17 protein-coding genes are annotated in these 22579 nt (G+C 66.2%); 5 read left to right on the forward strand and 12 right to left on the reverse strand.

Annotated elements, in window-relative coordinates; all coding sequences use genetic code 11:
- Positions 1-69 precede the first annotated feature (69 nt).
- Positions 70-2082, forward strand: coding sequence for an EAL domain-containing protein (locus Sj15T_RS02900; protein WP_041386337.1), 2013 nt, complete (start codon positions 70-72; stop codon positions 2080-2082).
- On the opposite strand, the gene Sj15T_RS02905 is transcribed toward Sj15T_RS02900, so the two are convergent.
- The 4 genes from Sj15T_RS02905 to Sj15T_RS02920 all read right to left on the reverse strand — a co-directional run bounded on the left by Sj15T_RS02905 (position 2071) and on the right by Sj15T_RS02920 (position 7388).
- The gene (locus Sj15T_RS02905; protein WP_013039804.1) at positions 2071-2817 is read right to left on the reverse strand and encodes a TorF family putative porin; all 747 of its coding nucleotides are present in this window, start codon (positions 2815-2817) and stop codon (positions 2071-2073) included. The two genes, Sj15T_RS02900 and Sj15T_RS02905, sit on opposite strands and share 12 nt — an antisense overlap.
- Positions 2804-3214 carry a hypothetical protein gene (locus Sj15T_RS02910; RefSeq protein ID WP_013039805.1) on the reverse strand — a complete coding sequence of 137 codons (411 nt, stop codon included), beginning with the start codon at positions 3212-3214 and terminating at the stop codon, positions 2804-2806. The genes Sj15T_RS02905 and Sj15T_RS02910 overlap by 14 nt, the downstream gene beginning before the upstream one ends.
- 328 nt (positions 3215-3542) lie before the next feature.
- Positions 3543-7007, reverse strand: coding sequence for a transcription-repair coupling factor (gene mfd, locus Sj15T_RS02915; RefSeq protein WP_013039806.1), 3465 nt, complete (start codon positions 7005-7007; stop codon positions 3543-3545).
- Between the two features lie 111 nt (positions 7008-7118).
- Entirely contained in the window at positions 7119-7388 is a 270-nt protein-coding gene (locus Sj15T_RS02920) for a succinate dehydrogenase assembly factor 2 (protein ID WP_007683316.1), read from the reverse strand.
- A gap of 85 nt (positions 7389-7473) precedes the next feature.
- Between Sj15T_RS02920 and recG the strand changes: the two genes are divergently transcribed.
- Positions 7474-9537, forward strand: a complete 2064-nt coding sequence (recG, locus tag Sj15T_RS02925) for an ATP-dependent DNA helicase RecG (RefSeq protein WP_041386339.1) — start codon at positions 7474-7476, stop codon at positions 9535-9537.
- Between the two features lie 387 nt (positions 9538-9924).
- Complete coding sequence (locus tag Sj15T_RS02930; protein ID WP_013039809.1) at positions 9925-11016, forward strand: mechanosensitive ion channel family protein; 1092 nt, start codon at positions 9925-9927, stop codon at positions 11014-11016.
- On the opposite strand, the gene Sj15T_RS02935 is transcribed toward Sj15T_RS02930, so the two are convergent.
- Positions 10988-11341, reverse strand: a complete 354-nt coding sequence (locus Sj15T_RS02935) for a PilZ domain-containing protein (protein WP_007683312.1) — start codon at positions 11339-11341, stop codon at positions 10988-10990. The genes Sj15T_RS02930 and Sj15T_RS02935 overlap by 29 nt on opposite strands.
- Before the next feature lie 76 nt (positions 11342-11417).
- Entirely contained in the window at positions 11418-12635 is a 1218-nt protein-coding gene (gene tyrS / locus Sj15T_RS02940; protein WP_013039810.1) for a tyrosine--tRNA ligase, read from the reverse strand.
- 168 nt (positions 12636-12803) lie between these two features.
- Between tyrS and Sj15T_RS02945 the strand changes: the two genes are divergently transcribed.
- On the forward strand, positions 12804-13892 hold the full coding sequence (locus Sj15T_RS02945) for an anhydro-N-acetylmuramic acid kinase (RefSeq protein WP_041385818.1): 1089 nt from the start codon (positions 12804-12806) through the stop codon (positions 13890-13892).
- 217 nt (positions 13893-14109) lie between these two features.
- Here Sj15T_RS02945 and Sj15T_RS02950 read toward each other — a convergent pair whose 3' ends face one another.
- A complete protein-coding gene (locus Sj15T_RS02950; RefSeq protein WP_013039812.1) occupies positions 14110-15285 on the reverse strand; it encodes a VWA domain-containing protein in 1176 nt (391 codons plus the stop codon).
- 140 nt (positions 15286-15425) lie between these two features.
- Between Sj15T_RS02950 and Sj15T_RS02955 the strand changes: the two genes are divergently transcribed.
- Positions 15426-16790 carry a methyl-accepting chemotaxis protein gene (locus tag Sj15T_RS02955; protein ID WP_021223967.1) on the forward strand — a complete coding sequence of 455 codons (1365 nt, stop codon included), beginning with the start codon at positions 15426-15428 and terminating at the stop codon, positions 16788-16790.
- A 400-nt stretch (positions 16791-17190) separates the two neighbouring features.
- Here Sj15T_RS02955 and Sj15T_RS02960 read toward each other — a convergent pair whose 3' ends face one another.
- The 5 genes from Sj15T_RS02960 to rpoD form a co-directional block, all read right to left on the reverse strand.
- Positions 17191-18219, reverse strand: a complete 1029-nt coding sequence (locus Sj15T_RS02960) for a hypothetical protein (protein ID WP_013039814.1) — start codon at positions 18217-18219, stop codon at positions 17191-17193.
- 94 nt (positions 18220-18313) lie between these two features.
- The gene (locus Sj15T_RS02965) at positions 18314-18727 is read right to left on the reverse strand and encodes a GFA family protein (RefSeq protein WP_041385821.1); all 414 of its coding nucleotides are present in this window, start codon (positions 18725-18727) and stop codon (positions 18314-18316) included.
- 38 nt (positions 18728-18765) lie between these two features.
- Entirely contained in the window at positions 18766-19611 is an 846-nt protein-coding gene (locus Sj15T_RS02970; protein ID WP_007683305.1) for a MoxR family ATPase, read from the reverse strand.
- A 65-nt stretch (positions 19612-19676) separates the two neighbouring features.
- Complete coding sequence (locus tag Sj15T_RS02975; RefSeq protein ID WP_041386341.1) at positions 19677-20375, reverse strand: hypothetical protein; 699 nt, start codon at positions 20373-20375, stop codon at positions 19677-19679.
- A gap of 158 nt (positions 20376-20533) precedes the next feature.
- The gene (rpoD, locus tag Sj15T_RS02980; protein WP_013039816.1) at positions 20534-22579 is read right to left on the reverse strand and encodes an RNA polymerase sigma factor RpoD; all 2046 of its coding nucleotides are present in this window, start codon (positions 22577-22579) and stop codon (positions 20534-20536) included.

Here is a 22579-nt window from a genome sequence, read left to right on the forward strand (position 1 = left end):
GCAGCGTAAACAGGTCGCTAACCGATGGACATTAGGGAAGAGGGCGTGAACCGTCCCGAGGAGCATCATGTGAGCGGCGAGACCGCACTGGACGGACAGCGCAGCCTCTTCATCCTGTCGCCGGGCGACCGCGACGGATTGTCGCAGCAGGCGAGGGCGGCGGGCTGGCGCGCCATCGCCGCCCGTCGCGCCACCGATGCCGCGCAGCGCTTCCTGCACAGCGACGCCCAGATCGCCCTGGCCGACATGCGCGGCGCGGGCGATGGCGACATCCGCCTGATCGCGTCGCTGGGTCCGTCGGTGGATGCGGGCGGGGGCGCGCTGATCGTGCTGGTCGACGCGGGGGACATGGCCGCGGTGCCGACGTTGCTGGAGGCGGGGGCGACGCATTTCCTTGCCGCGCCCTTCACGCCCGCCGAACTGCGCGCCACGCTGGCTTCGGCGCAGCGGCTGGTCGACCGGCTGGTCGGCGGGACGACGCACAGCCGGCGCGCCCAGCGCATCCGGCGCGGCGACGCGCTGTTCTGGGAGAGGGATGGGGACCGCATCCGCATCAGCGACAATCTTGCGCGCCATCTGGGCCTTGACCGGCAGAGCGTCGACCCGGCGACCTTCATCCGCCGCCTGCCGCGTGCCGAGCGCCGTTCCGTGATCGCCGCCCTGCGCGGCATGATGCGGTCCGGCCGTCCGGAGGCCTTCGCCCATGCCGCGCCGGGCCGTCCGGGCGACCGGCTGGTGCATCATCTGCGGCTGGTCGACGGGGTCGTCGCGGCGGATGTGGAGTGGCTGTCCGACGCGCATGGCCATGACGCCACCGGACGGGACGACCTGACCGGGCTGCGCTCGCGCCAGGCGGCGCTCGATTGGCTGGAACAGCGGCAGGGGCTGGCGACGACGGTGCTGCTGTTGTCGATCAGCCAGTTCGACCGCATGAACGCCGCCTATGGCCAGGTCGTGGGCGACGCGCTGCTGGGCCGGATCGCCCGCCGCATAGAGCGCATGACCGTCGACATGGCGGTCGGCGCGATGGTCGCGCGCATCGCCGGGACGGAATTCCTGATCGGCCTGACGGGCGAGGCGGCGACGGCGGAAAAGGCGACCTTCCTGGCCCGGCAACTGATTGGCGCCATCGGCCGGCCGTTCAGTGCTGGGGACCATCTGATCCGCCTCACGGCGCGCTGCGGCATCGCCCAGTCGCGGGCGGATGACGACGCCACCCGCCTTATCCGCCGCGCCGGCACCGCTTTGGCCGACGCCAGGGTCGGGGGCGGGGAGGGCATCCGCATCTTCTCCTCCGAAAAACGCAGCCGCCAGGTGGATGCCGACCAGTTGGAAACCGACCTGCGCCTCGCCCTGGATCGAGGGGAAATCGGCATATTGTTCCAGCCGCAATATCCCGTGGATGGGGAGCATATGATCGGCGTGGAGGCATTGGCCCGCTGGAACCATCCGCAATATGGCGCTCTGGGGGCGGGAATGCTGTTCGCCACGGCGGGGCGTTCCGACTATATGCTGCCGCTTTCCGCGCATATCCAGGCCGAAGCGCTGCGGCAGGCCGCCGCCTGGCCGCGCGCGCTGTCGCATCTGCGCCTGTCGATCAACGTCACGGCGGAGGACATCGCCCAGCCCGGCTTCATGCCGCAATTCCTGAACCTGGTGGACATGAGCGGCTTTCCCCGGTCGCGCCTGACGGTGGAGATCACCGAGAGCGGCCTGATCGAGGATGTGGACAATGCCACCGCCTTGCTGACGGCGCTGCGGGCCGAAGGGCTGGCGGTGGCGGTGGACGATTTCGGCACCGGCTATTCAAGCCTCGCCTATCTCAAGAGCCTGCCGCTCGATTATCTGAAGATCGACAGCGGGCTGGCGCAGGACATCGCCGGGACCGCCCGCGACCGAATCATCGTGCGCGGCGTCATCCATATGGCGAAGTCGTTGGGCCTGCGCGTCATCGCCGAAGGGGTGGAGACGGAGCAGCAGCTGGACCTCCTCACCCGCGAAGGTTGCGATTATTATCAGGGTTTCCTGCGTTCGGCGGGCGTTTCCTCCGCCGATCTGGTGGCGCTGGCGCTAAAGGCCTAACCCCACCCGTCCGATCAGGCTTGCCCCCGCATGGCGGCCTCCGGGGCCTGCGATGCCGCTGTCGGCATAGCGCAGGCCGGCGAACCAGCGGCCTTTCATATAGTCGACGCCGATGCCATAGTCCCAATAGGTGCCGTCCGGACGCAGCCGAGCGGCGCGGCCCGGGTCGCGCGCATCGCCCGAAGACCGGCCGATCCGCGCCGAGACGGTGAGGGGCGTGCCCGGCAACCCCATCGCTGCCGAAGCGGACAGATAGAGATTGTCGCCGCCGATGGACGATTGCCGGGGGGCATAGCTGCCGTTGAAATCGATGCTGGCCGGTCCGATCTGGAAAGCCGCGCCTGCGCCGAATTCGCCATAGCCTTGCCCCGAACTTCCAGGGAAAAGGCGATAGCGCCCTTCGGCGGAAAGCCGCCAGCCGCCGACCTGTCGCGCATAGGCCGCGCCCAGGTCGACGACGGCATCGGCTCCGCCGTGCCGGTCGCTGCCGCTCAGCGAGGCGGCCGTGCCGTCGATGCTCAGCCCGTCCGCCACGGGCACGGACAGCGTGCCCCGCAGCACCGGGTCGCCCTCGCTCCAACTCAGCCCCCGGCGCCGTTCCTCGCTGGCGACTTCGACCGTCGCGGAGATGCCGTCGGCATATTGCGCGAAGGCGGGGCCGGCGCCGACGCCAGCCTGGAAGGCGCAGGCCAGAAAGGCGCAGGCCAGCGCCGCCCCTTTCTCAGTTGGAGGCAAGATTGCGCACGGCGTCAAGCTCTGCCAGCAGCGGCGCGCGGTCCGCCTGCGCAACCGCGATCAGATGGTCGCGGATTTCGCCTTCATGACGCGCCAGATTGCGTTCCCCCGACTGGCGGCCGGGGGTGCAGGCGCCATGCTCGCTGCCCGAAAACTGCTTGTCGCTGGAAACCGTGCGGCTGAGCGCCGGCCCATGGCTGAGCGCCCGGTCGACCAGGATGGTGGCGGTCCACTGGCACCGTTGCATGTCCGTGCGGTTCGGGGTCTTGGCGCCGATGGTCCTGGCGCGGAACTCGGCGCGGGCGCTGTAGGTCGCCTCCACCGGCTTTCCCCCATGGTCGATCCGGACGCTGTGCGTGGCCGCCGCCGCGGCGAGGGCAATAAGGGTCAAACTCATGTCTTTCTCCTGCTCGACGCCGGACTTTGCTGTCCGGTCGTCAGAGCGGGATTTAGGTCGCGACTGTTGCTGGCTGTTGTCCCAGGGATGACAAAGGGGTGCTGGCGCTTGATGCGGGGAAACGCCAATAGCGGCATTGCCTCACCGTCACCCGGACCCTTCGGCAAGCTCAGGACAGGCTTGATCCGGGGAGCCGCTTTTCCCTCTGCACCGCGCCTCGTCCAAGGCAGCGGGACCCCGGGTCAAGCCCGGGGTGACGGATAGGGGAACGGCCGCTTCTCCACCCAAGAACACTCGGACTGGCGGATCTTGAATTTGTCGACACACCCTAGGCCGCGGCTTTCGCCAGCCCCTTGGAAAGCTGCAGCGCGCCATTGAGCCGCGCCGCCGGATCGGCCCAGGCGCGGTTCACCACGACCTTGCTGTCGGGCCGCAACCGCGCCACGCCGTTCAGCCGCTGGATATAGGCGACCAACCCCTCCGGCCGGGGGAAGCGGTCCTCGAAGAAGCTGACCAGCGCGCCCTTCGGTCCGACATCGATTTTCGCGATATTGGCGGCGACGCAATTCTGCTTGATCTCGATGATCTTGAACAGGTTTTGCGTCGGCGGAGGCAGCTTGCCGAAGCGGTCGATCAGTTCGGCGGCGAAGGCCTCCAGCCCCTGCCGGTCCTCGACTTCGTTGAGGCGGCGGTAAAGGCCCATGCGCAGGTCGAGGTCGGGCACATAATCCTCCGGAATGAGGATCGGTGCGTCGACGGTGATCTGCGGCGAGAAGCTCTCCCGCGCCTTCTCCAGCCCCGCGCCGCCGGCCTTCGCCTCCAGGATCGCGTCCTCCAGCATCGACTGGTAGAGTTCGAACCCGACCTCCTTGATATGGCCGGACTGCTCGTCGCCCACCAGATTGCCCGCGCCGCGTATGTCGAGGTCGTGGGACGCAAGCTGAAACCCCGCGCCCAGCGTGTCCAGGTCGGACAGAACCTTCAGCCGCTTTTCCGCCGTTTCGGTGATCACCCGGTTGGCGGGCGTGGTGAAATAGGCATAGGCGCGCGTCTTCGCCCGCCCGACCCGCCCGCGAAGCTGATAGAGCTGCGCCAGGCCGAAGCGGTCCGCCCGGTGGATGATGAGCGTGTTGGCGGAGGGGATGTCGAGCCCGCTTTCGACGATGGTGGTCGAGAGCAGCACATCGTAGCGCCTGTCGTAAAAGGCGGACATGCGTTCCTCCACCTCCGTCGCGCTCATCTGGCCATGGGCGACCACCGGCCGCACTTCGGGCACTTCGGTGCGGAGAAATTCCTCGATCTCCGTCAGGTCGGAAATGCGCGGCACGACGAAGAAGCTCTGGCCGCCGCGATAATGTTCGCGCAGCAGCGCCTCGCGGATCACCACTCCGTCCCACGGCATGATGTAGGTCCGCACCGCCAGGCGATCCACCGGCGGCGTCTGGATGACCGACAGTTCCCGCAGGCCCGACATCGCCATCTGCAAGGTGCGCGGAATGGGCGTCGCCGTCAGCGTCAGCACATGGACGTCGGTCTTGAGCGACTTCAGCCGTTCCTTGTGCGTCACGCCGAACCGCTGTTCCTCGTCCACGATGACAAGGCCCAGCCGCTTGAATTCCAGTCCCTTGGCCAGCAGCGCGTGGGTGCCCACCACGATGTCGACGGTTCCGTCGGCAAGGCCGGCCTTCACCGCCTTCGCCTCCTTGTCCGGCACCAGGCGGGACAGGCGGCCGATCTTCACCGGGAAACCCCGGAAACGCTCCTCGAAATTCATGTGATGCTGCCGGGCGAGCAGGGTGGTCGGGCAGATCACCACTACCTGCATCCCCGCCATCGCCGCGACGAAGGCGGCGCGCAAGGCCACCTCCGTCTTGCCGAAGCCGACATCGCCGCAGACCAGCCGGTCCATCGGCCTGCCAGCGCCCAGATCCTCTATCACGTCGCTGATCGCCCGGTCCTGATCGTCGGTTTCCTGATAGGGGAAGCGGTCGACGAAGGCGGGATAGCCCGCGCTGTCGGGTTCCGCCACGGTCGCGGGCCGCAGGGCGCGCTCCGCCGCGGTCTTGAGCAGTTCGCCCGCAATCTCGCGGATGCGTTCCTTCATCCGCGCCTTGCGCCGCTGCCAGGCCTCCCCGCCCAGCTTGTCCAGGCTGACGCCTTCGCTTTCGGAGCCGTAGCGGGAGAGAACCTCCAGATTTTCGACCGGCACATAGAGCTTGTCGCCGCCCGCATATTCCAGCGCGACGCAATCATGGGCCGCCTTGGCGACGGGAATCTGGGTCAGCCCCTCATAGCGGCCGATGCCATGGTCCATGTGCACGACCAGATCGCCGGGCGAGAGCGTCGCCAGTTCGGCCAGGAAAGCGTCCGCGCTTTTCTTCCGCTTGGCCCGCCTCACCAGCCGGTCGCCCAGCATGTCCTGTTCGGTCAGCACCGCCACGTCGGGCGCGGTGAAGCCATGATCCAGCGGCAGGACGGTCAGCACCGTGCTGCCCCCGGCCGCGATGCCCAGCGCCTCCTGCCAGCTGTCCGCCGCCGCGATCCGCTTCAGCCCATGATCGGCCAGCAGGCCGGAAAGCCGTTCCCGCGCCCCGCCCGAATAGCTGGCGATGACGACCTTCTTCTTTGTCCGCTGGAGCGCGGCGATATGCTTGCCCACCGCCTCATAGACATTGGCGTTCTGCGCCCGCTCCGGCGCGAAGTCGCGTGGGCCATCCACGGCGAAGTCGAGGACGGAGGCGCTTTCCGGCTCATGGAAGGGGGTGGTGGCGTGCATCGGCCAGTCGCGCGCCAGGGCGGCCCATTCCTCCGCCTCCAGATAGAGGGCCCGTGGCTCCAGCGGCCGATAGGCGCCCGGATCGGAGGATTTCGCCGCCGCGCGGTTCGCATGATAGTCCCTGATCGCCTCGAACCGCGCCTCCGCCGCGCCCGCCACGCCATGGTCCAGCAGGATCAGGCTGTCGTCGCCCAGATGGTCGGTCAGGGGCACCAGCCGTTCCTCGAACAGCGGCAGCCAATGTTCCATGCCCTGCAGGCGGCGCCCGTCGCTCACCGCCTGATAGAGCGGGTCGCCGGTGGCCGTGGCGCCGAAAATTTCGCGATAGCGGCCGCGGAAACGCTTGATCGTCTCCTCGTCCAGCAAAGCCTCCGACGCCGGGAGCAGGGTGAAGCCCTCGACGCTGCCGCTGGTCCGCTGGTCGGCGGGATCGAAGCGGCGCACCGTCTCTATCTCGTCTCCGAAGAAATCGAGCCTGAGCGGCTGTTCCTCGCCGCCTGGGAACAGGTCGACAATGCCGCCGCGTATGGCGAACTCGCCCCGATCATGCACGGTGTCGGTGCGCACATAGCCATTGGCCTGCAGCATGTCGGCCAGCCGCGAGATGGCGATCCGTTCCTTGGGCGCGAGCTTCGCCACCAGTTGCCGCACGCGGAACGGCGTCAGCGTGCGCTGGGTGAGGGCGTTGAGCGTGGTGAGGACGAGTTGCGGCCCCTGCGGCCTCCCTTGCAGGGCGTAGAGGCCCGCCAGCCGCGCCGCGGCGGTGCGCAGCGAAGGGCTGGCCCGGTCATAGGGCAGGCAGTCCCAGGCGGGGATTTCGACGATCTCGATCTCCGGCGCGAAATAATGCGCGGTATCCGCCACGGCGCGCATGAGCTGTTCGTCAGGGGCGACGAACAGGGTGCGGGACGGGGCTGCCCGCGCGATATCCGCCAGCAGCCAGGGCTGGAAACCGGCCGGCACGCCGGAAAGGGTCATCGGGGCGGAGGCTTTGAGAATCTTGAGAAGGTCGGTCATTCTTTACTCAGTCCCCCTCCCGCAAGCGGGAGGGGTTAGGGGTGGGCATTGCAACGGCGGTGGAGCAGGCCCACCCCCAGCCCCTTCCGCTTGCGGGAGGGGCGCGTGAGGCTACTTCTTCCCGATCTCCACGAAATCCATCTTCGCGAACCTTTCCCACATCGGCCCGCGCCATTGTTCCGGCAGCGGCAGCGTGCCCAGGGCCCAGGCCATGATGTCGGCATCCTGTTCCTCGATAAACCGTTCGAACCAATCCAGTTCCTCTTCGCCCCATTCCGCATGGTAGCGATCGAAAAATCCGCCCACCGCGAGGTCCGCTTCCTTGATGCCGCGATGCCAGGCCCGGAATTGCAGGCGGCGGATGCGAGGGTCTTCGTTCACAATTTGTTCCTTGGACGAGCATGGCGAAATTGCCGATCGGATGTTTGCGCATCGTCCCGGCTGGGCTAGACGCATGCAGATAGCCATGCGACCCGACATCCTCAACCCACTCTTCACCGAAATCGAGGCGCTGAAAGGCGTCGGCCCCACATTGGCAAAACCGCTGGAGCGGTTGGGCCTGGCGCGGGCCGTCGACGTCGCCTTCCACCTTCCGGTCAGCTTTGTCGACCGCCGCATGGTGGACGAACTGATGCTGGGCGATTCAGGCCGGGTCATCGGCATCACGCTGACGCCCACAGACTATCGCGCCTCCGGCAGCGCCCGCGCCCCGTTCCGCGTGATCGCGCAGGACCGGCACGGCAACAGCGTCGCGCTGGTCTATTTCGGCCGCAACAGCGCCTGGCCGCGCAAGCTGCTGCCGCTGGGCGAACCCAAATTCGTCTCCGGCAAGCTGGAGGCCTATGGCGACAATCTGCAGATCGTGCATCCCGACCATGTCCTGCCGCCGGAGGAAGCCGCCACCATTCCCGCGCGCGAGCCGGTCTATGGCCTGTCCGAAGGGTTGACCAACAATCGCCTGCGCGACCTGGTGGCGCAGGCGTTGGCCCGCGCGCCCGAACTGCCCGAATGGATCGAACCCAGCCTGCTCGCCCGCAAGGGCTGGCCGGGATGGCGGGAGGCCCTGCAGCGCATCCATGCCGATCCCGCGGACGCGCTGGCCCGCGAGCGGCTCGCCTATGACGAGATATTCGCCGGCCAGCTCGCGCTGATGCTGGTGCGCCAGTCGTCCCGCAGGCGCAGGGGCGTGCCCGTTGCCGGGGACGGCCGGCTGCGCGCCATGCTCAAGCTGCCCTTCGCGCCGACCGGCGCGCAGAGCCGCGCCTTCATGGAAATAGAGGGCGACATGGCCCAGCCCGTGCCCATGCTGCGCCTGTTGCAGGGCGATGTGGGGTCGGGCAAGACGCTGGTCGCGCTGATGGCGCTGCTCAATACGGTCGAGGCGGGGGCGCAGGGCGCGCTGCTGGCGCCGACCGAAATCCTTGCCCGCCAGCATTATGAAACGCTGCGCGGGATGGCGTCGGGCCTGCGGGTGAATATCGCCATCCTGACCGGGCGCGAAAAGGGCAAGGCGCGCGAATCCACCCTCATGGGACTGGCGGACGGCAGCATCGACATATTGGTCGGCACCCACGCCATCTTCCAGGATGCGGTGCGATACAAGAACCTCGCCCTGGCGGTGATCGACGAGCAGCATCGCTTCGGCGTCGCGCAGCGCATGATGCTGGCGGCCAAGGCGGAGCGCGCGCCGCACCTGCTGGTGATGACCGCCACGCCGATCCCGCGCACGCTGACGCTCACTTATTATGGCGAGATGGACGTGTCCCGCCTGGACGAGATGCCGCCGGGCCGGCAGCCGATCCAGACCGTCGTCATGTCCTCCGGGCGTCTCGACGAAGTGGTTGAGGCGCTGGCCCGCCATGTGGAGGGCGGGGGGCAGGCCTATTGGGTCTGCCCGCTGGTCGAGGAAAGCGAGAATAGCGACCTTGCCGCCGCCGAGGCGCGGGCGGAAACGCTGCGGACGCGTTTCGGCGAGCGCGTCGCCATCGTGCACGGCCGGATGAAGGGGCCGGAAAAGGATGCCGCGATGGAATCCTTCGCCTCCGCCCGGGCAAAGATATTGGTGGCGACCACGGTGATCGAGGTCGGCGTCGACGTTCCCAACAGCAACCTCATCATCATCGAAGGGGCCGACCGCTTCGGCCTGGCGCAGCTTCACCAGTTGCGCGGGCGGGTGGGGCGGGGGCAGAATCAGTCGGTCTGCATCCTGCTGCGCGGCAATGCGCTGAGCGAAACCGCCAGGGCGCGCCTTGCGCTGATGCGGGAAACCAATGACGGTTTCCGCATAGCCGAGGAAGACCTGCGCCTGCGGGGCGCGGGCGAGATACTGGGCACGCGCCAGTCGGGCGAGCAGCAGTTGAAGCTCGCCACGCCGGAGCATCTCTCCGCCTTGCTCGATCCGGTGCGGGACGACGCGCATCTGCTGATCGACCGCGATGGGGGACTGAGCGAGGCGCGGGGGCAGGCGGCCAGGATCTGCCTCTACCTCTTCGAACGCGACGCGGCGGTGGGTTTGCTGCGCAGCGGGTAGGAACGTGGCGTTCCTGCGAAGGCAGGAACCCAGTTCGGGCGGTATTGCGGCTGGCGGCGTCGGAACTGGACTCCTGCCTTCGCAGGAGTACTGCGGCGTTGCGGAAGCGATGGCTTGTCGCATCCGCCGACCACGCATGCTGGGGCAGGCGGCTGGAACCTGCCTCTGCCGCTTCGAACGCGACGCGGCGGCGGGTCAGCCCAGCACCCCCTGTGTTCCTGCGAAGGCAGGAACCCAGTCCCGACGGTGCTGCTGCTGGCAGCGTCGGAACTGGACTCCTGCCTTCGCAGGAGCACGGCAGGGGTTTGAGGGATTGCCGCGCGCATTGTGGAAGCAACGGCTTGCCGCACCCGCGAAACCATCCCGCCGCCCTGTCGTTGCATGGCCATGCAATCCGACATCAGCCTGCACCATGTCACGTCGATGGCGGCGATCTCCATCGGCCTGTCGGTCGCCGTCGCCTTCCTGGTCCACTGGCTGGCCTATTGGCTGGCGACCCGCATCGTCCGGCGGATGCGGATAGAGCCGGTGATCCTTCCCGCCCTCTACCACCCCAGCCGCTGGCTGATCGTCCTGATGACGCTGGCGGCGGGCATCCAGCCGCTGACCTTCAGCCCGAATGTGGAGGCGCTCTGGTCCATCGGATCGAAAATGCTGTTCATCCTGCTGATGGGCTGGCTGGTCTTTTCCCTGATGCGGGCGGGGCGCATCATCCTGGAACGCCGCAGCGACATCAGCGTGGAGGATAATCTGAAGGCGCGGCGGCAGCATACCCGCATCCGCATCCTCTATCGCGTGGCGCAGTTCATCGTCGGATTCCTGATCGTCTCGCTGATGCTGATCGTCATTCCCGGCGTGCGGAGCGTCGGGGTTACGCTGATGGCGTCGGCGGGGCTGGCGGGGCTGGCGGTCGGCGCGGCGGCGCAGCCCGCGCTCAAGAACCTGATCGCCGGCATCCAGATGGCCTTTTCCGAACCGATCCGGCTGGACGATGTCGTGATCGTCGAGGGAGAGTGGGGCCGGATAGAGGACATCAAGCTGACCTATGTCGTCGTTCGCATCTGGGACGACCGGCGGATGATCGTGCCGGTTTCCTATTTCCTGGAAAAGCCGTTCCAGAACTGGACGACGAAGACCTCCGACCTGCTCGGCACCGTCTTCCTCTATGTCGATCCCGCCGCGGACATAGAGGCGATCCGGGCGAAGTTCATCGAGGCGGTCAAGGCCAACAGCCGCTGGGACGGGCGCGTCGCAATATTGCAGGTGACCGATCAGCGCGCCGATGCGCTGGAGCTGCGCGGCCTGCTGAGCGCCAGGAATGCCGGCATAGCCTTCGACCTGCGCTGCGAGGTGCGGGAGGCGATGATGGATTTCCTGCGGACGCGCATGCCGCAGGCGCTGGTCCGATCGCGGCAGCGGCTGGAGGCGGGGGACGATCTGGGAAAGGCGTTTACCAGGCCGTCTGGCGCGGCGGAATGAGCGACAGCATGGCCTCATAGACTCGCGGTTCGATGGGCTTGAGGAACTCGACGCCGATCCGCCCATCCTCCGACCAGCGCACTTCCGCGGCATGATCCTTCACCACGGGCAGCCATATCGTCACCCGTTCGCCCATGCCAAGGGGCGCCTCCGTCCGGCACATCAGTCCCAGGGCGGAGATGTTGATGATCCGCGTGCCATGGGTCCGCCCCTGCGCCGTGATATGGCTGACCATATCGACCAGGTCGCGCTGCGCGCGCCGTTGGTTGACGGCGCTATCCCGCGACTGGTTCAGGTGGGAAAGGCTTGCGAACACCGAAGGCATGTTCGCAGGATAGGCTGAGGAAGATGGCCTCTTCCTTAAATCCCATGGTTAAAGCCTTTTAAAGGTTCTTTTGATTTCAGGCGGTTATCAGCCCGTGCTTCTTCGCGCCGAAGCTGAGCTTGTCCCCCGCCTTCAACGGCAGGGCAGGGTCGCTCACCACCTCGCCATTGACGCGGATCGCGCCCTCCGCCAGCTTCCGCCGTACTTCCTTGTTGGAGGCGGCAAAGCCCAGCGCGGTCGTCCCCTGCACGATGTTCAGCCCTTCGGCGCCAAGGCTGGCGGTCGGCAGGTTGGCGTCGGACGCGCCCTCTTCGAAGGTCCGCCGGGCCGTTTCCGCAGCCGCTGCGGCGGCATCGGCGCCGCGGCAGAGCGCCGTGGCCTCGTTCGCCAGGATTTTCTTCGCCTCGTTGATCTCCGCGCCCTGCAAGGCGGCCAGCCGCTCCACCTCGTCCATCGGCAGGTCGGTGAACAGCCGCAGCCGGTTGGCGACGTCGGCATCGGCCGTGTTGCGCCAGAACTGCCAGTAATCATAGCTGGAAAGCTGGTCCTCGTTGAGCCATACCGCGCCGCCCACGGTCTTACCCATCTTGGTGCCGTCCGCATTGGTGAGCAGCGGGGTCGTCAGTCCGAACACCTGCGTGCCGTCCACCCGGCGCGTCAGTTCGACGCCGTTGACGATATTGCCCCACTGGTCCGATCCGCCCATCTGCAACCGGCAGGCCGAACGGCGCGACAGTTCCAGAAAGTCATAGGCCTGGAGGATCATATAGTTGAATTCCAGGAAGCTGAGCGACTGTTCCCGGTCCAGCCGCAGCTTCACCGAATCGAAGCTCAGCATCCGGTTGACCGAGAAATGCTGGCCGATGTCGCGCAGGAAGGGGATATATTCCAGCCGGTCCAGCCATTCCGCATTGTCGAGCATGATCGCGTCGGTCGGCCCGTCGCCGAAGGTCAGGAACCGTTCGAACACCCGCTTGATGCTCGCCACATTCTGCGCGATGGCGTCTGTGGTCAACAGCTTGCGCGCTTCGTCCTTGAAGCTGGGGTCGCCGATCTTGCCGGTGCCGCCGCCCATCAGGACGATCGGCTTGTGCCCGGCCTTCTGCAACTGCCGCAGCATCATGATCGACACCAGGTGGCCGACATGCAGCGAGGGCGCCGTGGGATCGAAGCCGATATAGCCCGGCACCACCTGCCCGGCGGCGAGCGCGTCCAACCCCTCCGCATCGGTCAACTGGTGGATATAGCCGCGCGCGTCGAGCAGGCGGAGCAGGTCGGAGGAATAGCTGGTCATGATGCCGCGCCCTGTAGCATCGGCTCACCGACACGAAAAGGGCTTCATGGGGCAAGCTGATCCCGCCCCGTTCGGGCTGAGCCCTTCGACAGGCTCAGGGCATGCTTGTCGAAGCCCTCCACTTCTCTAAAGAAGGAACAAGTCGCAGCCCGAACGGAGGAAATGGAAATGCTGGCAATAGGCCTGATGTCGGGCACCTCCCGCGACGGCATAGACGCCGCCCTGATCGAAACCGACGGCGAAGGCTCGAACAAGGGCGTCGCCTTCCACGCCATGCCCTATCATGACGGCTTCCGCCTTCGCCTCGCGGAAGCCTGCCAGCGGGCAATGACCATGGAAAAGCCCGGCTTCGAACCGCTGATCCACGCGGTCGAGGAGGAACTGACGGAGTTCCATGTCGAAGCGGTGTCGGACCTGCTGGCCCGCAGCGGCCATGTGACGCAGGACATCGCCGTCATCGGCTTCCACGGCCATACCGTGGCGCATCGCCCCGAATGGCGCTGGACCTGGCAGATCGGGGACGGCGCGGCCCTGGCGGGCGCCTTCGGCATTCCCGTCGTCGCGGACCTGCGCAGCGCCGACGTCGCGGCGGGCGGGCAGGGCGCTCCGCTGCTCCCGGTCTATCACCGCGCCCTGGCGCATGACCTGCCCAAACCCGTCGCCGTGCTGAACCTGGGCGGGGTCGCCAACATCACCGCCATCGCCTCCGACGGGGAGATCGTCGCCTTCGACACCGGCATGGCGAGCGGCCTTATCGACAATTGGATGCAGGCCCGTGGCGACCGGGGTTTCGACGAAAATGGCGAGACGGCGGCAGGCGGACGGGTGGATGAGGAACGACTGGCCGATATGCTGTCCGACCCCTGGTTCGCCGTCCCTCCGCCCAAGAGCATAGACCGCGAGGCCTTCGCCATCGAGGCGGTGCGCGACCTTTCCCTGGCGGACGGCGCGGCGACCCTGACCGCCTTTTCCGCCGCCGCCGTGGCGCGGGGGCTGGACCATCTGGCGGAGCGGCCGAAGCGCATCTATGTCGCCGGCGGCGGTCGCCGCAATGCGACGCTGATGCGGATGCTGGGCAGCTATAGCGGGGCGGAGGTCCGGCCGGTGGACGAGCTGGGATGGGATGGCGACGCGCTGGAGGCGCAGGGTTTCGCCTATATGGCCGTCCGCCACATGAAGGGCCTGCCGATCAGCTTCCCCGGCACCACCGGCGCGCCGCGGCCGATGACGGGGGGCGTGTTTTTCGAACCGGCATAGGATGTTGATGGCCGGCATTGGCCTGCGCTCTGGATTCGTTTTTTCCGCGATTTTCTTTAGTCCGCAATCGGTTCCGATCGATTGGAAATCGCACTCAGCGCGCCGTGCTCCTGCGCAGGCAGGAGCCCAGTCCAGACGGGGCGTTGACTTGCGGGGGTGGAACTGGACACTCTCATACGGCTTCTTGCTTCCCCCGACGCCATCGGCCCGACGGCGCTCACCTTTTGCGCGTCAATTCCCGCATGGCGCCGTCTATCCCGTCGATGGTCAGCGGATACATGCGCCCGTTCATGATCTCGCGGATCATCATGGTCGACTGGCTATAGCCCCAATGCGCCTCCTGCGCGGGGTTCAGCCACACGGCAGCCGGATAGGTATGCAGCACGCGGCCCAGCCAGGTCGCGCCCGGCTCCTCGTTCATATGTTCGACCGACCCGCCGGGATGGCTGATCTCATAGGGACTCATCGCCGCGTCGCCGACGAAGATCACCTTATAGTCATGCCCATATTTGTGCAGTATGTCCCAGGTCGGCGTCCGTTCCGAAAAGCGGCGGCGGTTGTCCTTCCATACGCCCTCGTACAGGCAGTTGTGGAAGTAGAAGAATTCCATGTTCTTGAATTCGCTGGTCGCGGCCGAGAACAGTTCCTCGCACAGCGTGATGAACGGGTCCATCGATCCGCCCACGTCTAGGAACAGCAGCAGCTTCACCGCATTGTGCCGTTCCGGCCGCATGCGGATGTCGAGCCAGCCCTGCCGCGCCGTTCCCCGGATGGTTTCGTCCAGGTCCAGCTCATCCGCCGCGCCCTCCCGCGCGAAGCGCCGCAGCCGCCGCAGCGCCACCTTGATGTTGCGGGTGCCCAGTTCCTTCTGATTGTCCAGATTGGCGAATTCGCGCTTTTCCCACACCTTGATGGCGCGCTTGTGCTTGCTCTCGCCGCCGATCCGCACGCCTTCGGGATTATAGCCGCCATGGCCGAAGGGGGATGTGCCGCCGGTGCCGATCCACTTGTTGCCGCCCTGATGACGCCCCTTCTGCTCCTCCAGCCGCTTCTTCAGCGTCTCCATGATCTCGTCCCAGCTGCCCAGCGACTTGATCTTCTCCATCTCCTCCGCGCTCAGGAACTTCTCCGCCACCAGCCGCAGCCATTCCTCCGGAATTTCCGCCTCGACGCCCTCGGCGCCCAGCACGCCCCTGAACATGCGGGCGAACACTTGGTCGAAGCGGTCGATCAGCCCCTCGTCCTTCACATAGGTGGCGCGGGCGAGATAATAGAAATCCTCCGGCCGCTGGCCGATGACGTCGCGATCCAGCGCCTCCAGCAGCAGCAGATGTTCCTTGATGCCGGCGGGAATGCCGGCAGCGCGCAGCGCATCGAGAAAGTTGAGCATCATGATGGCGTCCCTTGTCCGCCAGCTTGATCGATCATGCAAGCACCCCCGCGTTGTCGGAATGTTAAGTGTTGCAATGCATCGTTAACAAGGCAGTATCCATATCGGGCGGAATAGGGCGGCGATCATTGGAAAATCTAGACTTGTTGACCGACCTGGGGGAACGATCGGGCGACATCGCATTGCAATGCAGCGAAACGGCCGGCTTCCTGGGCGAACTGACTCGCCGCATCCATGACGATTCGGCGCATCTGGTCGAATTGCAATCGACGATGCAGGCGCTGGCGGTCAGCCAGAATGAAAGCGTGCTGGCGGCCCAGGAACTCAGCCTCACCGCCCGCCGCGCGGGGCAGATCATCGCCCAGGGGCATGAGGCCATCGGCCGTTCCCTGGGCCAGGTGACGGAACTGATCGAGAATGTGACCGGCCTTGAAGGCCATCTGCGCCAGTTCCTGGACGTCATCGAGACGGTGGGCGACATTTCAGGGCAACTCGGCGCCATCGCCCGGCAGACGCGCCTTCTGGGCGTCAACGCAGCGATCGAGGCCGCCCGCGGCGGCGAAGCGACGCAGGGCTTTGCCGTGGTGGCGGACGAAATCAGGCGGCTGGCCGAGCAGGCGGGCGAGTCGGCGGCATCGGTGGGCGACAAGCTGGGGCTGCTCGACCGCGACGCCCGGCAACTGATCGGCGGGGTGGAGGCCAATATCCTGCGCGGCCGCGACGTCGGTTCGCATATCGACACGCTGCGCGTCAGCATGGCCGAAATCGCTTCGCTGGTGACGCAATTCGGGGAACGGTCCGACACGATCGTCACCTGCACGGACGAGGCCGACGGCGACGTGGCGGCGCTGCGCCAGGGACTTGCCCGTTTCAGCCAGTCGGCGACCGAAAGCGCGACCCGCGTCGAAACGGCGCGCGGCCATCTGGAGCGGCTGGAGGGCATGGCCAATGCCATGCTCAACACGGCGGCTCATAGCGGCCATGTCACGCGCAACAGCCGCTATATCGCCTTCGCCGAAGAGGGGGCGGAGGAGGTGCAGGCGTTGATCGAAGGGGCGCTGGCGCAGGGGGAATTGGACATGGCCGGCCTGTTCGATACCGCATACCGGCCGCTGCCCGGTTCCGAGCCGACGCAATATGAAAATGGCTTCACCGCCTTTGCCGACCGCTTCGTGCAGCCCCTGCTCGACCGGCGGACGGCGCAGGACAGCGCCATAGTGGGCTGTTGCCTGATCGACATGAACGGTTATCTGCCGACCCATATCAGCGCGCGCAGCCAGCCGCAGCGGCTCGGCCAGGCGCGCTGGAACATGGAACATGCGCGCAACCGGCAGATTTTCATGGACAGCCAGACCCGCCGCGCCCTGGACGGGGATGGGGACTTCTTCCTGTTCACCTATCGCCAGGATCTGGGCGAGGGACGTTACCGGGCGCTGCGCAGCGTGTTCGTGCCGCTGATGTTCGGCGGGCGGCGCTGGGGGCTTTATGAGGTCGGCTATCTGATCTGAGTTGCGGGGCGGTTTGTCCCGATTTCATGGGCAGGCGATTTCGTCCGAGGCATTGCCTGGAAAGCCGTGTCGCGCCGAAACAAGTTAGGCATGACGGATGTTTTCCGCGATTTCGCCGGCGGCGTGGACAAATTCAACATTGGCCGGACTGAATGATTTGGGTGAAGAGCGGACCTATCCTATTCCTCCCCATCGATAGATGGGGAGGGGGACCAGCCGCAGGCTGGTGGAGGGGAATGGGGCACGATCTGCGTATTTCCCCTCCACCACCGCTTTCAGCGGCGGTCCCCCTCCCCACGCTGCGCGTAGGGAGGATTTTAGGTCCGCAACTGGCCATATCACGCCATTTTCGAATTTGCCTGCGCCGCCTAAACCGGCAATCGGCTTCCATCGCTCGGAACTAACGCAGCTTCGCGTCCGCAGTTCGCACCGTCATCTGACCGTTGGCGGTGTAAGCCGCCGTGGCCCCCGCCTGCGCGGTCTGCGGATCCTTTCCGTCCAGTATCTGGGCCATCTGCCGCGCGCTGGGCACCTTGTCATAGACGCCGTAGAGATCGGTTTGCCCCACCGAATGGATCGAAAGCCGGTAGCCGCGGCCTGCTTCGGCCGGGTCGAACGCCATCACCGTGCCCGCATCGTCCACCGGCACGATGATCGCGCCGTCGGCGATGCCGGCCTGCTGGAGGATGTCGCGGCTGCCGTCGGCGGTATCGACCTTCCCCCGGATGCAGAGGGCCTCTTGCCCTTCGCGCGGCAGGGCGACGTCGACGGGGGCGGCGGCGGATCGTTGAGTCAGCCGGGCTTCGCCGGCGTCGGCGGCGGGGCAGGCGGTCAGCCTTGCGGGCTTGGTCGCATGGATGGAGGAGGAGTCGTCGAAGCGGAGTCCGGCCAGCATCCCGTCCAGCCCAGCGAGCACTTCCTTCCGCCGTTCCGTCGGCCCGGTGACGCGCAGCTTCACCAGCCATCGCCCGACGTGCAGGAAAGCCGCGGCGGTGGTGAGCGCACCGTCGGCGGCATCGTCATAGACGGCGCGGATGGCGCCATCGGCATGACCCGCCACGGCGACGCTGGCATAGGCGGTGCGCCGCGTCCTGGCGCCGAAGCGCTCCGTCACGGCCTTGTCCGTCATATAGGCGGCCAGCGAGGCGTCGGCATAGCTCGGCAGATAGACATAGAGCGTCGCCTGGATCGCGCCGTCGTCCGACAGATATTGCGCGTAATTGTCGATCCCCTTGCCGCCGTGGGAAACCTCCCCGCTCTTGGACAGCGACAGGCCGGCGACGCTTTGCGGCATGCCGATCCCGGCCGCGTCGGCGCGCAGGTCGGTAATGGTGGTGGTCCAGGCTTCCTGTTCCTCGGCCGCGCGCGCGAATGCGGGCGCTGACAAGGCCAGCACCGCCGATAAAAGGGACAACGCACGCTTGGGCATTGGCATCCTTCCCTAAATTCATGGCCGTCTTTTCGCGGCTTTGAATGTCAGAAGGGAAGTTGAGCCGAAATGCACCGGCGGCGCAAGCGGCCTTTCAGGCTATGGGAGGGATTTGTGCCGGATAATGGGGCAGATCAGGGTCCAGATGCGCCCAATCGGGCGCTGCGTCGGTCCAGATGACCGCCTGAGGGGCCAGAAGATCGGGATCGTCCAGCGCTCCCGCCCGGATGAAGCTCAGGTGCGGGCGCGATTCGGCCAGGCTGAACAGCGGCGTGCCGCATTCGGGGCAGAAGCCGCGCCGCATCGCCGTGCCGCTGTCCGCGATGCTGTGATGCCAGCGCACCTCGCCCGTGACCGTCAGCTTGTCGGACGGGAAGCAGACGTTCACGGTCCCCGATCCGCCCCCCAGATATTGGCAGAGCCGGCACCAGCACATGCGCGCCGCCAGGGGTTCCGCGTCGATGGCTATCCGCACCCTTCCGCACAGGCATCCGGCTTTATGAGGCATGGTTCGGGCCTTTCCGATGGGCGGGAGGGGAGCGGCCCCTACCGTCCCTGCCGCCTGGCCATGAAGGCCAGCCGTTCGAACATCATGACGTCCTGCTCATTCTTGAGCAGGGCGCCGTGCAGCGGCGGGATCGCCTTGGTGGGATCGCGGTCCTGCAACACCTCGAGCGGCATGTCCTCCGCCAGGATCAGCTTCAGCCAGTCGAGCAGTTCGCTGGTCGAGGGCTTCTTCTTGAGGCCGGGAACTTCGCGGATTTCGTAGAAGATCTCCAGCGCGCGGTTGACCAATATCTTCTGGATGCCGGGGAAATGCACGTCGATGATGGCCTGCATCGTCTCCCGGTCGGGGAATTTGATATAGTGGAAGAAGCAGCGGCGCAGAAAGGCGTCGGGCAGTTCCTTCTCATTGTTGGAGGTGATGACGACCACCGGCCGTTCCTTCGCCGCCACGGTCTCCCCCGTTTCATAGACGTGGAAGGCCATGCGGTCGAGTTCCTGCAACAGGTCGTTGGGGAATTCGATGTCGGCCTTGTCGATCTCGTCGATCAGCAGCACCGGAAGGGTGGGGGAGGTGAACGCCTCCCACAGCTTGCCCTTGCGGATATAATTGCCGATGTCGTGAACGCGCTGGTCGCCAAGCTGGCCGTCGCGCAGCCGGGCGACGGCGTCATATTCATAAAGGCCCTGATGCGCCTTGGTCGTCGACTTGACGTTCCATTCGATCAGCGGCGCGTCCAGGGCCTTGGCGATTTCCTGCGCCAGAACGGTCTTGCCGGTGCCCGGCTCCCCCTTCACCAGCAGGGGGCGGCGAAGCAGCACCGCAGCGTTGACCGCGACCTTCAGATCGTCGGTGGCGACATAATCCTGCGTGCCTTCGAACCGCATATTCCTGTTTCTCATCTGCCTGCGTCGCGCCAACTATGGCAAAGCAGGGGATGAGCGCAAAGCCTTTATGCGCGGTTCAGGGTCTGATCCTTGCCGGCGCGGATCCCGGCGCGGGCCTGAAGCACGTCCCACAGCCCGCGATGCTGGTTGAGCAACTGGCGCGTTCCGAACAGGATGGCGCGGTCGATGGCGTCGTCGCCGCCGATCTGCCTGGCGACCTCCAGCGTCGCGGCGCGATCCGGAAGGTCGCAGAGATGGGGTTCCAGCCCGACGCGAATCGCGGCGATGTCCAGCACGTGCCGCACCGCCCGCCAGTCGAGCACCAGCGCGATGGCCGCCCCCATGGCGCAGCCGCGCCGGTCCGACTGGGCCAGCATGTCGAGCGCGTGGCGCTGCTGGCTGACGACGGTTTCGCAATCGCTCTGCCCCGCGGTGCTGGGAGCGGGGCCGACGGCGACCGTCACCTGGGTCAGATAGGCCCGTTCCCGCGCGAAGGCGTCGGCCGCCTGGACCAGCCAGGTCCGCGCCGCATTGTCGGCAGAGCGCGTGGCGGCATGGTCGATCACGCCGGGATGACGGCCATGGAGCAGGCAGAGATAATAGGCCGCGTCCGCCAGGTCGGGCAGCGACAGCGCGGCATTCGGCCCGAAACTAGCCCGCGCGCCGCTGGCATAGCCATGGCCGGCGGTGCCGTCGGCGGCGACCACGGCGTCCAGAATCTGCGATACATCGCCAAATTGATAGCGCGGTGCTGCTTCGCTCATCATCTTCCCCTGCACGCGCCGGACAACCAGCGGAGCCACATTCCGCGACCGTAGAGAGTCGAGGTAAAAGAGGAGTTTACGCCGGTAAAAAAGGGCGGCCAAAAGCCGCCCTTTCGGATCATTCCGCCGTATCCCGGCCTCGGCCTGCCGACGCGCCCTTATTGGTCGAGGAAGCTGCGCATCTTGCGGCTGCGGCTGGGGTGCTTCAGCTTGCGCAGCGCCTTCGCCTCGATCTGGCGGATGCGTTCGCGGGTCACGCTGAACTGCTGGCCCACTTCCTCCAGCGTATGGTCGGTGTTCATGCCGATGCCGAAGCGCATGCGCAGCACGCGCTCCTCGCGGGGCGTCAGCGACGCGAGGACGCGGGTGACGGTTTCCTTGAGGTTCGCCTGGATCGCGGCATCCACGGGGATGATCGCGTTCTTGTCCTCGATGAAATCGCCCAGGTGCGAATCCTCCTCGTCGCCGATCGGTGTTTCCAGGGAGATCGGCTCCTTGGCGATCTTCATCACCTTGCGCACCTTCTCCAGCGGCATGGACAGGCGCTCGGCCATCTCCTCCGGAGTCGGTTCGCGACCCTGTTCGTGCAGGAACTGGCGGGACGTGCGGACCAGCTTGTTGATCGTCTCGATCATGTGGACCGGGATGCGGATGGTCCGCGCCTGGTCCGCGATGGATCGGGTGATCGCCTGCCTGATCCACCAGGTGGCGTAGGTGCTGAACTTGTAGCCGCGCCGATATTCGAATTTGTCGACCGCCTTCATCAGGCCGATATTGCCTTCCTGAATAAGATCAAGGAATTGCAGGCCGCGGTTCGTATATTTTTTAGCGATGGAGATGACGAGGCGCAGGTTCGCCTCGACCATTTCCTTCTTCGCGATGCGCGCCTCGCGCTCGCCCTTCTGCACCATGTTGACGATGCGGCGGAATTCGGAAAGCGACATGCCTGTCGCCTGCGCGATCTCGCTCACCTCGACGCGGATGCGCTCCACGGCGCGTCCCTCGGCAGCGGCGAAGGCCGCCCACTTCTTGTCCAAGCCCGACACCTTGTCGAGCCAGCCATCGTCCAGCTCATGGTTCACATAGCGGTCGAGGAAATCCTTGCGGCTGACCTTGTGCCGCTCGGCCAGGCGCAGCATCTGCCCGCCCAGCGCGGTCAGGCGCCGGTTATAGGCATAGAGCTGGTCGACCAGATATTCGATCTTCTGCTGGTGGAACTGGACGCTTTCGACCTCGGCGGTGAGCTGCTCGCGCAGTTCCTGATAGTCGTCCTCCGCCTTCTGGCTCAGCGTCTCGCCATTGGCCATGGCGGCCATGCGCGATTCCTGCGCCTTGGAGAAGGTGCGGAAAATCTCCGTGATGGTCGCGAATTTCTCCAGCGCCATCGGTTTCAGCGTCTCTTCCATCTGGGCGAGGGAAAGGGTGTTGTCCTCCTCTTCCTCCTCCTCCATCCGGCGGGCGCGCCGCTCGGTCAGGCCGTCCTCATCCTCGTCGGTATCGGCGGATTCCTCCTCCGGCTCCTCCTCTTCCTTGAAGCTGGGGCCGGCGGTCTTCTCGCTGATCTCGCCATCGTCGTCCTCGGCGCCCTCCTCCAGATTTTCCGGGGCCGGATCCTTGGACAGCATCGCGTCGAGATCGAGGATCTCGCGCAACTGCATCTCGCCATTGTTGAGGGCGGTCGACCATTCGATGATCGCGTTGAAGGTGGTCGGGCTTTCGCACAGCCCCAGGATCATCGTGTCCCGGCCCGCCTCGATCCGCTTGGCGATGGCGATCTCGCCCTCGCGGCTGAGCAGTTCCACGGCCCCCATTTCCCGCAGGTACATGCGCACGGGGTCGTCCGTGCGGTCGACCGTTTCCTTCTTCTTCTCGGTGACGGGACGCGGCGAGCCGTCATCATCGGCGCTGTCGTCCGCGCTGTCGTCGTCGCCGTCGTCGCGCTGGTCGTCCCCGTCCTCGCCGGCTTCCTCATTCTCGACGATGTTGACGCCCATTTCGTTGAGCGCGGACATGATGTCCTCGATCTGTTCGGAGGACATCTGGTCCTGCGGCAGCGCGTCGTTCAACTCGTCATAGGTGATGTAGCCGCGCTTCTTCGCGCGGGCGATCAGCTTCTTGACCGACGCCTCGTTCAGATCCAGCAGCGGCGCATCGCCGGTATCCTGATCTTCGCCCGCACCCTTGCCGTTCGCCTTGCTCGCCAT

The sequence above is a fragment of the Sphingobium sp. TA15 genome, from assembly GCF_037101235.1.
GTDB lineage: Bacteria > Pseudomonadota > Alphaproteobacteria > Sphingomonadales > Sphingomonadaceae > Sphingobium > Sphingobium indicum.